This window comes from Streptomyces sp. NPDC052225, assembly GCF_040679615.1.
Taxonomy (GTDB): Bacteria; Actinomycetota; Actinomycetes; order Streptomycetales; family Streptomycetaceae; genus Streptomyces.
This window is the reverse complement of sequence record NZ_JBFAVD010000009.1, coordinates 170,484-183,189: the sequence shown is the minus strand read 5'-3', so window position 1 is coordinate 183,189 and position 12,706 is coordinate 170,484. Positions and strand designations below refer to the sequence as shown.

At 70.9% G+C, this 12,706-nt stretch carries 12 protein-coding genes and 1 pseudogene; 7 read left to right on the top strand and 6 right to left on the bottom strand.

What is annotated here, in order from left to right; genetic code table 11:
- Positions 1 to 251: 251 nt before the first annotated feature.
- Complete coding sequence (locus AB0L37_RS16355; RefSeq protein WP_365504966.1) at positions 252 to 1,595, top strand: transcriptional regulator; 1,344 nt, start codon at positions 252 to 254, stop codon at positions 1,593 to 1,595.
- 80 nt (positions 1,596 to 1,675) lie between these two features.
- A complete protein-coding gene (locus AB0L37_RS16350; RefSeq protein ID WP_365504964.1) occupies positions 1,676 to 2,206 on the top strand; it encodes an NUDIX hydrolase in 531 nt (176 codons plus the stop codon).
- A gap of 11 nt (positions 2,207 to 2,217) precedes the next feature.
- Here the strand turns inward: AB0L37_RS16350 and AB0L37_RS16345 are convergent, their stop codons facing one another.
- Positions 2,218 to 2,475, bottom strand: coding sequence for a hypothetical protein (locus AB0L37_RS16345; RefSeq protein WP_365504962.1), 258 nt, complete (start codon positions 2,473 to 2,475; stop codon positions 2,218 to 2,220).
- A 214-nt stretch (positions 2,476 to 2,689) separates the two neighbouring features.
- Entirely contained in the window at positions 2,690 to 3,550 is an 861-nt protein-coding gene (locus AB0L37_RS16340; protein ID WP_365504960.1) for a 3-hydroxybutyryl-CoA dehydrogenase, read from the bottom strand.
- 188 nt (positions 3,551 to 3,738) lie between these two features.
- Between AB0L37_RS16340 and AB0L37_RS16335 the strand changes: the two genes are divergently transcribed.
- Entirely contained in the window at positions 3,739 to 4,938 is a 1,200-nt protein-coding gene (locus AB0L37_RS16335; protein ID WP_365504958.1) for a family 10 glycosylhydrolase, read from the top strand.
- A gap of 13 nt (positions 4,939 to 4,951) precedes the next feature.
- On the opposite strand, the gene AB0L37_RS16330 is transcribed toward AB0L37_RS16335, so the two are convergent.
- Both AB0L37_RS16330 and AB0L37_RS16325 read right to left on the bottom strand, forming a co-directional pair.
- The gene (locus tag AB0L37_RS16330; RefSeq protein ID WP_365504956.1) at positions 4,952 to 5,149 is read right to left on the bottom strand and encodes a DUF1918 domain-containing protein; all 198 of its coding nucleotides are present in this window, start codon (positions 5,147 to 5,149) and stop codon (positions 4,952 to 4,954) included.
- A 79-nt stretch (positions 5,150 to 5,228) separates the two neighbouring features.
- Positions 5,229 to 6,176 (bottom strand): DMT family transporter, encoded by a 948-nt coding sequence (locus AB0L37_RS16325; RefSeq protein ID WP_365504954.1) that lies wholly within the window; start codon positions 6,174 to 6,176, stop codon positions 5,229 to 5,231.
- Between AB0L37_RS16325 and AB0L37_RS16320 the strand changes: the two genes are divergently transcribed.
- The 3 genes and pseudogenes from AB0L37_RS16320 to AB0L37_RS16310 all read left to right on the top strand — a co-directional run bounded on the left by AB0L37_RS16320 (position 6,175) and on the right by AB0L37_RS16310 (position 8,543).
- The gene (locus tag AB0L37_RS16320; protein WP_365504952.1) at positions 6,175 to 7,626 is read left to right on the top strand and encodes a PLP-dependent aminotransferase family protein; all 1,452 of its coding nucleotides are present in this window, start codon (positions 6,175 to 6,177) and stop codon (positions 7,624 to 7,626) included. The genes AB0L37_RS16325 and AB0L37_RS16320 overlap by 2 nt on opposite strands.
- 28 nt (positions 7,627 to 7,654) lie before the next feature.
- A complete protein-coding gene (locus tag AB0L37_RS16315) occupies positions 7,655 to 8,110 on the top strand; it encodes a GNAT family N-acetyltransferase (protein ID WP_365504951.1) in 456 nt (151 codons plus the stop codon).
- 57 nt (positions 8,111 to 8,167) lie between these two features.
- Positions 8,168 to 8,543: pseudogene (locus AB0L37_RS16310) on the top strand (hypothetical protein).
- On the opposite strand, the gene AB0L37_RS16305 reads toward AB0L37_RS16310, so the two are convergent.
- The gene (locus AB0L37_RS16305) at positions 8,491 to 8,982 is read right to left on the bottom strand and encodes a DUF6314 family protein (RefSeq protein ID WP_365504949.1); all 492 of its coding nucleotides are present in this window, start codon (positions 8,980 to 8,982) and stop codon (positions 8,491 to 8,493) included. The pseudogene AB0L37_RS16310 and the gene AB0L37_RS16305 sit on opposite strands and share 53 nt — an antisense overlap.
- A gap of 133 nt (positions 8,983 to 9,115) precedes the next feature.
- On the opposite strand from AB0L37_RS16305, the gene AB0L37_RS16300 reads away from it, so the two are divergent.
- Entirely contained in the window at positions 9,116 to 11,614 is a 2,499-nt protein-coding gene (locus tag AB0L37_RS16300) for an alpha-L-arabinofuranosidase C-terminal domain-containing protein (protein ID WP_365504947.1), read from the top strand.
- A 103-nt stretch (positions 11,615 to 11,717) separates the two neighbouring features.
- Here the strand turns inward: AB0L37_RS16300 and AB0L37_RS16295 are convergent, their stop codons facing one another.
- Positions 11,718 to 12,704 carry an aldo/keto reductase gene (locus tag AB0L37_RS16295; RefSeq protein WP_365504945.1) on the bottom strand — a complete coding sequence of 329 codons (987 nt, stop codon included), beginning with the start codon at positions 12,702 to 12,704 and terminating at the stop codon, positions 11,718 to 11,720.
- Positions 12,705 to 12,706: the final 2 nt, after the last annotated feature.

Below are 12,706 nucleotides of genomic sequence, written 5' to 3'. Positions count from 1 at the left end.
AGCTCCAGGGGCGCGCCGTCCGCCCGCCGCGGAGTTGTCGGGCAGGCGAGCGGGCGGACGACGCGGGATCGGGCCGCCGCACTGTCGAGGGGGAGCCGGCGGCCCGGCCGGCCTCTTGCGAGGCAGTTCAGTCAAGCGGGAGGAAACCAGCCACAACAGAGTGCACAGCACCCGGAGTTGAGCATTCCGATCACACCCCGTGTGAAGAACCAGCGACTACGCTGGCGCCACTGAGCCCACGGAGGGCATCCATGCAGCCCAACACCTTGCTCGACGCGATCCTCGACGAGGCCGGGATCTCCCATGCGGGCCTCGCCGCACATGTGAACCAGGCCGGGAAGGCCCGCGGTCTGGCCCTGCGGTACGAACACACCGCCGTCGCCCGCTGGTTGAAGGGGCAGCGCCCGCGCGGTCAGGTCCCCGACCTGATCTGCGAGGTGCTCGCGGCCCGGCTCCAGCGGCATGTCACGCTCGACGACATCGGCCTCGGCATCCCCGGTGAACCGGCCACCCCGCACGGGGCGTCCGGCCTCTCCGGATTCGTCGAGCGGGCCACGGCCCTGTGGCGCTCCGACGAACAGCAGCGCCGGCACATCCTCGACGCCCCCGCCGTCACGGGCACCCCGGCCGTGATGCCCGTCTGGGAGTGGGAGAACCCACCGGAGGACAACGACGTCTCGCGCGGGGGGCGGCTCCTGGTCAGCGCCGCCGACATCGAGATGATGCGTTCGGCCCGTACGCACTACGAGCAGATGTACCGCAAGGCGGGCGGCATCGCGACGCGCACCCGGATCGTCGGCTTCCTCAACGCCGAGGCGGCGCCGCTGCTCCGCGGCAGCTACACGGACGCGACCGGCCGCCAACTGCACCGCGCCACCGGCGGGTTGGTGGCCATCGCGGGCATCTGTGCCTACGACTCCGACGCCCACGGCCTCGCCCAGCGCTACTTCCACCAGGCGCTGCGGCTCGCCAAAGCCAGTGGTGACCGGGGGCTCGGCGCGTACGTCATAGCGCTGCTCGTCAACCAGTCGCTGCACATGCGCGAGCACCGGCAGGCCGTCGCCTTCGCCGAGGCGGCCCTGCGCGCGGCCGGACGGCACATCACCCCGGCGCTCGCCTCCGATCTGTACGCGATGCAGGCGAAGGCGTACGCACACCTCGGCGACGGTACGAGCGCCCTGGAGTGCATCCGGCGTGCCGAGTCCGCCGCCGACCGGATCCGGCGCGGACACGAACCGGACGAGACGGGCTACGTGCAGCCCGGATTCGTCAACGTCCAGGTCGCGGAAGCCCTGTTCAGCCTCGGGGACTACGCGGCCGCCAAGGAGCACGCCCAGGAGGCCGTGCACACCCCGGCGCACGACCGCGGCCGGGTGCACCGGCTCGCCGTGCTCAGCCAGATCCAGCTGCGCCAGGGCCACGCCGAACAGGCGGTGGAGACCGCCGTGCAGATGGCCGAGGCCGCGCGGGGCATGGAGTCCCAGCGGTTGCGCGACAGACTCCGGGCGGTACGCGAGCACCTCGTACGCAGCGGCTGCGCCGGCACGGCCGAGGCCGCCGAACTCATCGACGGGGCGCTGCGCGTACCGCTCTGAGCCCTTGAGCCCTTCTGCTGGGCGCTCGTTCACGCCACTGCTGCGATATTGCCATCAACTCGGCGGAAGGTGGCAGAACCGTGCAGTGGACGAAACAAAACGAACAGACTGTGTATGAAAACCGGTGGTTCAGCGTCAATCTGGCCGACGTCGAACTGCCGGACGGCAAGCACCTCGATCACTTCCTGATACGCCTTCGCCCGGTGGCGGTGGCCACGGTGGTGAACGAGGCCAACGAGGTGCTGCTGCTGTGGCGGCACCGTTTCATCACCGACAGCTGGGGCTGGGAACTGGCCGCGGGTGTCGTCGAGGACGGTGAGGACATCGCGTACGCGGCCGCCCGGGAAATGGAGGAGGAGACAGGCTGGCGGCCGGGACCGCTGCGGCACCTGCTGACCGTGGAGCCGTCCAACGGCCTCACGGATGCCCGGCACCACATCTACTGGACCGACGAGGGAACGTACGTCGGCCACCCCCAGGACGACTTCGAGTCGGACCGCAGGGAATGGGTCCCGCTCAAACTCGTCCCCGACATGATCGCTCGCGGAGAGGTCCCGGCCGCCAACATGGCGGCCGCGTTACTGCTCCTGCACCATCTCCGGCTCGGTTAGGGCCAGTTGCCCTAGTGACCGAGTGCCTGCCACACCGCGATGGCCAGCGCGCCGACCGCGGTGAGCGCGGCGACCGCGGGCAGGGGCCAGCGGGTGTGCTCCAGCGCCTTGATCCGCGCGCTGAGGTCGTCCTGATCCTTGGCCGTCTGGTCGTCGCGGTGGGCGAGCAAAGCCAGTTGGCCGTCGATACGGGTCAGGCCGACCTCGAAGACGCGGCGTAACTCTGCGAGTTCTTCGGGGACCACGGCATGCTCCGGGTCGGTGGTCACGAGTCCGCTCCTTTCCGTAGTCATGACATCCCTGTCATGCGCATCGGAAGTCAACTCGCCTGGTGGACACGGCGGGAGCGTGTGCGGAGGGCATATGCTCGTCCGTCGCGCGCACCCCGTGCGAACGCAACGGGCCCGGTGCTCCGAAGAGCGCCGGGCCCGTGAACGAACACGGTGAGTGATCAGGGGTGCGTGCCGTCAGGCGTACGTGCTGTCAGGCGTACGTGTAGAAGCCCGACCCCGTCTTGCGGCCGAGGCGGCCCGCGTCGACCATCCGCTGAAGCAGCGGCGGAGCGGCGTACAGCGGCTCCTTGTACTCGGCGTACATCGAGTCCGCGATGGACGCGATGGTGTCGAGTCCGATCAGGTCGGAGAGCTTGAGCGGCCCCATCGGGTGGGCGCAGCCCAGCTCCATGCCGTTGTCGATGTCCTCGCGGCTGGCGATGCCCGACTCGAACATCCGGATCGAGGAGAGCAGGTACGGCACGAGCAGCGCGTTGACCACGAAGCCCGAGCGGTCCTGGGCGCGGATCGCGTGCTTGCCGAGGACCTTCTCCACCAGGGCCTGGGCGCGGCTGATCGTGCCCTCGGACGTGGTCAGCGCCGGGATCAGCTCGACGAGCTGCTGCACCGGGGCCGGGTTGAAGAAGTGGATGCCGATGACGTGGTCGGGGCGGGACGTCGCCACGGCCAGCTTCACCAGCGGGATGGACGAGGTGTTCGAGGCGAGGATCGCGTCGGGGCGCGTCATGACCTGGTCGAGCACCTGGAAGATCTCGGTCTTGACCTGCTCGTTCTCGACGACGGCCTCGATGACCAGGTCCCGGTCGGCGAACTCGCCGAGGTCGGTGGTGAACGTGAGGCGCGCCTGCGTCTCCGCCAGTTCCTCGTCGGTGATCTTGCCGCGGGAGGCCGCCTTGGCGAGGGAGTTGAGCAGCCGGGTACGGCCGATCTCCAGGGCTTCGCCGGTGGTCTCGGCCACCATCACGTCCAGGCCGGAGCGGGCGCAGACCTCCGCGATCCCGGCTCCCATCTGGCCACAGCCCACCACTCCGACGCGTGTGATGTCAGTCAAGGCGTCCGTCACCTCGTGCCTTTCGCTGTTCGTCCGGGGTCGCCGGCGCCAGTGCTCTACAGGGTCTTTCGGATCTGCACGTTACCCCGTAGACATGGGAGGGGTGGAGCTCGGGTTAACGGCTGTTCATCCGCGCACCACCGTGGCACAGGAAACTGGGGGGAACCATGGGACGTATCTCACGTCGTATGTCACGTCGGACGTTCGCGCTCGGGGCCGCGCTCACGGTCGCCTCGCTGACGGCGGGGGACGCCGTCGCCGCCGGGCGCGGGGTGCCGGGACCGCGCGAGATGCGGGGCATGTGGCTGGCCACCGTCGCCAATCGCGACTGGCCCTCGCGGGCCGGGCTCACCGCGGCCGAGCAGCGGGCCGAGCTGATCGCGCACCTGGACACCGCGGTGCGCCGCCGCCTCAACACGGTGGTCTTCCAGGTGCGGCCGACCGCCGACGCCCTGTGGCCGTCCCCGTACGAGCCGTGGTCGCAGGTCCTCACCGGGACGCAGGGCCAGGACCCGGGTTGGGACCCGCTGGGCACGGCCGTGACCGAGGCGCACCGGCGCGGCCTGGAGCTGCACGCCTGGTTCAACCCGTACCGGATCGCGAACCACACCGACCCGAGCCGCCTGCTGCCCACGCACCCGGCCCGGCTGCACCCCGACTGGGTCGTCCCGTACGGCGGGAAGCTCTACTACAACCCGGGTCTGCCGGAGGTCCGCCGGTTCGTGCAGGACGCGATGCTCGACGCGGTACGCAAGTACGCGATCGACGCGGTCCACTTCGACGACTACTTCTATCCGTATCCGGTGGCCGGACAGACCTTCGACGACGACGCCGCGTACGCGCGCTACGGCGGCGGCTTCGCGGACCGGGCGGCCTGGCGGCGCGACAACATCGACCGGCTCGTCCGGGAGATGGCGGCACGCATCAAGCGGGCGCGGCCCCATGTCCGGTTCGGGATCAGCCCGTTCGCGGTGTGGCGGAACATGGCGACCGACCCGGAGGGCTCCGACACCACGGCGGGCGTGCAGACCTACGACAACCTGCACGCGGACACCCGTAAGTGGGTGCGCGAGCGGTGGATCGACTACATCGTGCCGCAGGTGTACTGGAACATCGGCTTCGCGGCCGCCGACTACGCGAAGCTCGTGCGATGGTGGGCCGATGTCGTACGGGGCACAGGCGTGCGTCTGTACATCGGTGAGGCCCTCTACAAGGCGGGCGATCCGGCGCAGCCCGCGGCCTGGCAGGACCCGGCGGAGCTGTCCCGGCACCTCGACTACGCGGACGGGTTCCCCGAGGTGCGCGGGCACGTGTACTTCTCGGCCAAGGAGGTCGGGCAGGACAGGAACGGCGCGATGGCCCGCGTCGTCGCGGACCACTACGCCTGACCCCGCTCCCGGACTACTCGCGCCTGCTTGCCCCGTGGCGGACGACCGCGTCGGGGCCCGGCGACAGGATCGCCTCGTGCCCGTCCTCGAAGCGGACGCGGAACGGCGGTCCGTCGTCGGCGCCGAGCACCTCGATGATCTGGGCGACCCTGTCGTGCTGCCCGACGATCCGGCCGTGCACCAGGAGCTGGTCGCCTACGGTTGCGCGCATCAGGAGTGACCTCCTCGCCGTGCCCGTGAGTTGCCGCAAGTCTACGGCGTGTCAAGGGAGTTGAGACCCCGCAGAGGTGTCAGCCGCGGGCGCGCTGGGTCACCGCGATGCAGACCAGGACCGCCACCGCGGTGAGCGGCGCCGCCACAGGAAGCGACTCGCCGAGCAGGAACACCGACCACACCAGGGTCAACAGCGGCTGGGCGAGCTGGAGTTGGCTCGCCTTGGGTACGCCGATGACGGCCATGCCCTTGTACCAGACGACCAGGCCGAGGAACTGCGAGACCGTCGCCACCCACACCAGGCCGACGACCGCGTGCCCGGTGAGGTGCACGGGCTCGTACGCCAGGGAGACCACGGCGCCCGCCACGGCGAGCGGCAGGCACAGGACGAGGGCCCAGCCGATGACCTGCCAGCCGGGCATCTCCTTGGCGAGCCGGCCGCCTTCCGTGTACCCGGCGGCGCAGATCAGGAGCGCCCCGAAGAGGTAGAGGTCGGCCCGCGTGAGGGCGCCGCCGCTCTGCTGCACCGTGAAGGCGATGACGGCGGCCGCGCCCGCGCAGGCCGCGATCCAGAACGTGCGGGAGGGCCTGGCCCCCGTGCGCAGGGACGAGAAGACGGCCGTGGTCAGCGGCAACAGGCCCACCACCACGGCCGAGTGAGCGGTCGTCGCCGTCTGCAGCGCGAGCGTCGTGAGCATCGGGAAGCCGAGCACCACACCGGCCGCGACGACCGCGAGCCCGGCCCAGTGGCGGCGCTCCGGCAAGCGGACGCGCAGGGCGAGCAGGCACGCTCCGGCGATCACCGCCGCGAGCACGCTGCGCAGGCTGACCAGGGACCAGGGGCCGAAGCCCTCAAGGCCCCACGCGGTGGAGGGGAAGGTGAGCGAGAACGTGGTGACGCCGAGGGCGGCGAGCAGGGTGCCGGAGGCGGCGGCGGACGGGCGGCCCCGCCGGGGTGCCCGCGTCGCGGGCCGCTCGGCAACCGCTATCGCGTCCGGGTCGGTAGCGCTATTCTCTGTTCTCATGCATGAGAGTAGCAGCGTGAGTGAGCTGGCGAAACAGTTGAAGTCGGAGCTGAACCGCTACTCCGTGGATGAGAAGCTGCCGTCGAGCCGCGCCCTCGTCGAGCGGTTCCGGGTCAGCCCCGTGACGGTCTCGCGGGCCCTCGCCCAGCTCTCCGCCGAAGGCCTCGTGGTGACCCGGCCCGGCGCGGGCGCCTACAAGGCCGCGCCGCGCGCCGCCGCCCCCGTCGGCGACACGTCCTGGCAGGAGGTCGCGCTCAGCGCCGACTCCGCCACGGAACCGGTGCCGCGCGCCGTCGACGCCTCCGGGGTCCTGATGACGCTCGCCGCGCCGCCGCCCGGCGTCATCGAGTTCAACGGCGGCTATCTGCATCAGAACCTCCAGCCCACCGCCGCGATGGCGGCGGCCCTCGCGCGTGCTGGCCGCCGCCCCGGCGCGTGGAACCGGCCGCCCGTCGACGGACTGCCCGAACTGCGCTCGTGGTTCGCGCGCGGCATCGGCGGCGCGATCACCGCGGCCGAGGTCCTCGTCACCGCCGGAGGACAGTCGGCGCTCACGACGGCCCTGCGGGCGCTCGCCCCGCCCGGCGCGCCCGTGCTGGTCGAATCGCCCACGTACCCCGGCATGTTGGCGATCGCGCGGGCCGCGGGCCTGCGCCCGGTACCGGTGCCCGTCGACCGGGACGGGGTGCGACCGCACCTGCTCGCCCAGGCCTTCAAGGCGACCGGCGCCCGACTCTTCGTGTGCCAGCCGCTGTTCCAGAACCCGACCGGCGCGGTGCTCTCCGCCGAGCGGCGGCCCGAGGTGCTGCGGATCGCCCGCGAGGCCGGGGCGTTCGTCATCGAGGACGACTTCGTGCGCCGCCTCGTGCACGAGGACGCCGGACCGCTGCCCAGGCCCCTCGCCACCGACGATCCCGACGGCGTCGTCGTGCACGTCTGCTCGCTCACCAAGGCGACCTCGCCGAGCCTGCGCATCGGCTGCCTCGCCGCGCGCGGCTCCGTCCTGGAGCGGCTGCGCGCCATCCAGGTCGTCGACCACCTCTTCGTGCCGGGCCCGCTCCAGGAGGCGACGCTCGAACTGGTCGGGTCGCCCGCCTGGCCGCGCCATCTGCGCACCGTGGCAGGGGAGTTGAGGCACCGCCGCGACACCATGACGACCGCGCTCACCGCGCAGGTGCCGCAGCTGACGCTGCCGCACATCCCGGCCGGCGGCTACCACCTGTGGGTGCGGCTGCCCGACGGCACGGACGAGCGGCGCCTTGTCGACGGCGCGCTGCGGGCCGGCGTCGCGGTGGCCCCCGGCAGCCCGTACTTCGCGGCCGAGTCCCCGGCCCCGTACATCAGGCTGAGCTTCGTGGCCGTCGCCGGCACGGCGGAGATCACCGAGGGGGTACGCCGGCTCCGCGCGGCCTGTGACGAACTTCTCCCGGGGCGGGCCCGGCTCGACTGAAGCCCGGCTGACCTGCAAGGCTCGCGGTATGACGACGTACCTTCCGGACGGATACGAGATCTCCGCCGACCCCGCACGCATAGACGCGGCGCGGGTGCACCACTGGCTGTCCACCGACGCGTACTGGGCGATGCACCGCCCGCGCGAGAAGCAGGACAAGGCGATCGCGGGGTCCCTCAACTTCGGTGTGTACGAGGTCGGTTCGGGGGAGCAGGTCGGCTACGCCCGGGTCGTCACGGACCATGCCACCTTCGGCTGGCTCTGCGACGTCTACGTGGACCGGCGGGTGCGCGGCAAGGGGCTCGGCAAGGCCCTCGCGGCCGCCGTGCGCGACCACATGGGGCCGATGGGCGTGCGCCGCATCCTGCTCGCCACCAAGGACGCGCACGCGGTCTACGCCGAGGTCGGCTTCGAACCGCTGCCCGGACCCGACCAGTGGATGGTCTTCTACTTCGACCAGTCGCTGCGCCCGCAGCCCCGCTGAATCGTCGCCGCGCGTGAAGCCTCGACCTGAGCTACCGGCGAGTTCACGATCAGGCACATGCAGCGCAGCGTCACGCTTCCGGCCGCCGCGCGCAGACCCTCCCCGCTCGCCGAGCGCTTCGACGGCGACCGGCCGCTGGACGGGGCCGGCTGGTACGAGGTGCAGCGCGCGGCGCCGGGGCTCGGACCGCTGTCCCGCCCGTCGCCCACCACTGCCCTTGCCGGAGGCCCTTCGGGCCGCTGACACCCGGCCCGCCGACGGGACCCGGGTGGTGGCCATCGCCGAGCCGTCGGTGGTCCGCGCCGCCCTCGTCCACGCGCTGAAGGCGCCCCCGTCGGCGTACGGGAACATCGACGAGCGCCCCCTGTCGGCGGCCACGGTCAGCGGTCATCCGGGGCGGTGGAGTCCGCGGCTCGGCGGTAGTCCGTCGTGAGCCGCAGATCCTTCGCCGGGCCCTTCACGCGCCACACCGTCCGCCACCGGCCGGCGTCGTACACGGTGAACTCGCCGCGATAGAGGTCCGCGGAGCACGGGTGGTCGGCGATGTGGTGCCCGGTGCGCAGGTCGAGGCCGTGGAAGAAGCGGCCGTCGGAGAAGTGCACGACGGCGGTGCCCGGTGTCTCGTCCTTCGAGCCGGGCAGATAGCGCAGGGTGCGCTCGGCGGGGCGTGACGTGCCGCGCCACGCGAAGACGCCGGACTCGAAGTGCAGCAGCCCGCCCTGGGGCGCCGGGCCGTCGAGCGGGGTGAACTCCGTCGTGCCGGTGAACGTGCCGGTCACGTCGTCGGCGAGGTCCCGCACGGTCCGCTCGACCTGCCAGCGCCCCGCGAGGTACGCCAACACGTCGGAAACCGGCCAGAGTTCGCCCCTCACCCTCATCACTCCGTTCGCTTCTGCGCCAACCGTTGACGCGCGCTCCGTCGCTTCCTATCTTGCCGTTCGCAGTTTAGGACGACGTACGAGATATCGAACAGTTCCGTATTCGCTGTGAAGGATGGGGAAGCGCATGACGCGTGGACGACGCAGGCGCTGGAGACTCGGGCTCGGAGCGGCGGTGGGGGCCCTGCTGGCCGGCACCGCGGTCATGCCCTCTGCCATGGCCGACGACACAACCGAGGCCGCCGGGGCCACCGACTACACGGTCACCGTCGACCCGAGCCGCACGGGCGCGACGATCGACGACACGATGTACGGCGTCTTCTTCGAGGACATCAACCGGGCCGCCGACGGCGGGCTCTACGCCGAGCTGCTCCAGAACCGGTCCTTCGAGTACTCGACCGCTGACAACAAGGCGTACACGCCGCTCACTGCGTGGTCCGTCGACGGCACGGCCAAGGTCGTCGACGACGCCGGTCGGCTCAACGCCCGCAACCGCAACTACCTTGCCCTGGGCGCGGGTTCGACGGTCACCAACTCCGCGTACGGCACCGGCATCACCGTCGCGAAGGGCAAGAGCTACGACTTCTCGGTGTGGGCGCGCGGCGACTCCGCGCTGACCGTGGCGCTGAGGGACGCCGACGGCGCCCTCGCCACCGCCCGGCGCGTGGACACCCGCGGCGGCTGGGCCAGGTACACGGCGACGTTCACGGCCTCGCGCGCCAGCACCACGGGACGCCTCTCCGTCACCTCGTCGGCGGACACCGCGCTCGACATGGTCTCGCTGTTCCCGCGCGACACCTACAAGGGCCGCAAGAACGGCCTGCGCAAGGACCTCGCCGAGAAGGTCGCCGCCCTGAAGCCCGGTTTCGTGCGCTTCCCCGGCGGCTGCCTCGTCAACACCGGCTCGATGAAGGGCTACGACGAGGCGTCCGGCTATGAGCGCAAGCGCTCCTACCAGTGGAAGGACACGGTAGGGCCGGTCGAGCAGCGCGCGACCAACTCCAACTTCTGGGGCTACAACCAGAGTTACGGGCTCGGCTACTACGAGTACTTCCAGTTCGCCGAGGACATCGGCGCGATGCCGCTGCCCGTGGTGCCCGCGCTCGTCACCGGCTGCGGCCAGAACAGGGCGACCGACGACGACGCGCTGCTCAAGCGGCACATCCAGGACACCCTCGACCTCATCGAGTTCGCCAACGGGCCGGTCGCCAGCACATGGGGCAAGCTCCGCGCCGACATGGGCCACCCGAAGCCCTTCCACCTCACGCACCTGGAGGTCGGCAACGAGGAGAACCTGCCGAACGAGTTCTTCGCCCGCTTCACGCAGTTCCGTACGGCCATCGCGGCCAAGTACCCGGACGTCAAGGTCATCTCCAACTCCGGCCCCGACGACTCCGGTTCGACGTTCGACACGGCCTGGAAGCTCAACAAGGACGCCCACGTCGACATGGTCGACGAGCACTACTACAACAGCCCGCAGTGGTTCCTCCAGAACAACGACCGCTACGACTCGTACGACAGGAACGGGCCGAAGGTCTTCCTCGGCGAGTACGCGTCCCTCGGCAACAAGTGGTCCAACGCGATGTCGGAAGCCGCGTACATGACGGGCCTCGAGCGCAACGCCGACGTGGTCAAACTCGCTTCGTACGCACCGCTGTTCGCCCGCCAGGACACCGTGCAGTGGGCGCCCGACATGATCTGGTTCAACGACCAGAAGTCGTGGGGTTCGGCCGACTACGAGGTGCAGAAGCTGTTCATGCGCAACGTCGGCGACCAGGTCGTGCCCTCGACCGCCACCGCCACGCCGTCGACCCTGGAGCCGATCACCGGCGCCGTGGGCCTGTCGACGTGGGCGACGAGCGCCGCGTACGACGACGTGAAGGTCACCGGCGCCGACGGGACGGCCCTGTTCGGCGACGACTTCAGCGGTGACGCCGCGAAGTGGACCGGCAGCGGAAGCGGCAGCTGGAGCGTCCAGGACGGGCAGTACGTGCAGTCCGACGAGGCCGCCGAGAACACCTTGGTCACCGCCGGCGACCCCGGCTGGCAGAACTACGACCTGCATGTGAAGGCCACCAAGAAGTCCGGCAAGGAGGGCTTCCTCGTCGCCTTCGGTGTCAAGGACACGGGGAACTACTACTGGTGGAACCTCGGTGGCTGGAACAACACCCAGTCCGCCGTCGAACAGGCCGTGAACGGCGGCAAGTCGACGCTCATCGCCAAGCCCGGCACCATCGAGACGGGCCGCGCCTACGACGTCGACATCAAGGTGCGCGGCCGCCAGGTCACGCTCTACCTCGACGGGCAGGAGTGGGGCTCCTTCAAGGACGACAAGCCCGCGGAGCCGTTCCGTCAGGTCGTCACGCGCGACAAGAAGACCGGTGACCTGATCGTCAAGGTCGTCAACGCGCAGGACGCGCAGGCCCGTACGACGGTGAAGCTCGGCGGCGCCGACGTCGGGCGGAAGGCCGCGGTGACGACGCTGACGGCCGCGCCCGACGCCGAGAACAGTGCGACCGAGACCCCGGTGAAGCCGGTGACGTCGACGTTCGAGGGGGTCGCGGACTCGTTCACGTACACGTTCCCGGCGAACTCGGTGACGTTCCTGAGGATCAAGGAGGACTGAGTCCCTCGGGGCCGGCGGAATGATCTGCCGCTCGTGACCTCGTGACCTCGTGACGAACGCCGTGTCCGCTCGACAAGGGCGGCACGGCGTCCGTCGCGCGTGGCTAGCCGTTCACGAACTTCATGCTGCCGTCGTCGTAGCGGGCGCCCGCCACGTCGCCGGCCGCCGCACCGATCGCGGCGAGGTCGTCCGCGGAGAGGTCCAGGGTGGCCGCCGCGACGTTCTCCTCCAGGTACTTCTGGCGGCGCGTGCCGGGGATGGGGACCATGTCGTCGCCCTGGTGGTGGACCCAGGCGAGCGCCAACTGGCCCGCGGTGACGCCCTTCTGGGCCGCGAGGTCCTCCAGGCGGGCGACGATGGCGAGGTTGCGCTCCAGGTTCCCGTCGGCGAACCGCGGCTGGGCGCGCCGCATGTCCCCGTCCTCCAGGGCCTCGGTCGACCTGTACCGGCCGGTGAGGAAGCCCCGGCCGAGGGGCGAGAACGGCACGATTCCGATGCCCAACTCCCGGCAGACCGGCAGAACGTCGGCCTCCAGGTCCCGCGTCCACAGCGAGTACTCGCTCTGCAGCGCGGCGATCGGGTGCACGGCGTGCGCGCGGCGCAGCGTCTCGGGACCGGCCTCGGACAGGCCCAGGTGACGGACCTTGCCCTCCTCGACCAGCTCCGCCAGCGCACCGATCGTCTCCTCGACCGGGACGCTCCGGTCGACGCGGTGCACGTAGTACAGGTCGATGTGGTCCACGCCGAGCCGGCGCAGCGACGCCTCGCAGGCCTGGCGTACGTAGGCCGCGTCGCCGCGGATCTCGACGGGCTCGCCGAGCTTGTTGGCGAAGCCGAACTTCGTCGCCACGACGGCCTGTTCGCGGCGCCCCGGAGAGGCGAGGGCGCGGCCGATCAGTTCCTCGTTGTGTCCGGCGCCGTAGAAGTCGGAGGTGTCGAGAAGGGTGACGCCGAGGTCCAGGGCCCGGTGCAGGGTGCCGATCGACTGGTCGTCGTCGGAGGTGCCGTAGGCGTGGCTCATGCCCATGCAGCCGAGGCCCTGTGCGGAGACGGTGAGCGCGCCGAGGCGGCGGGTGGGGAGATCCGTCATGG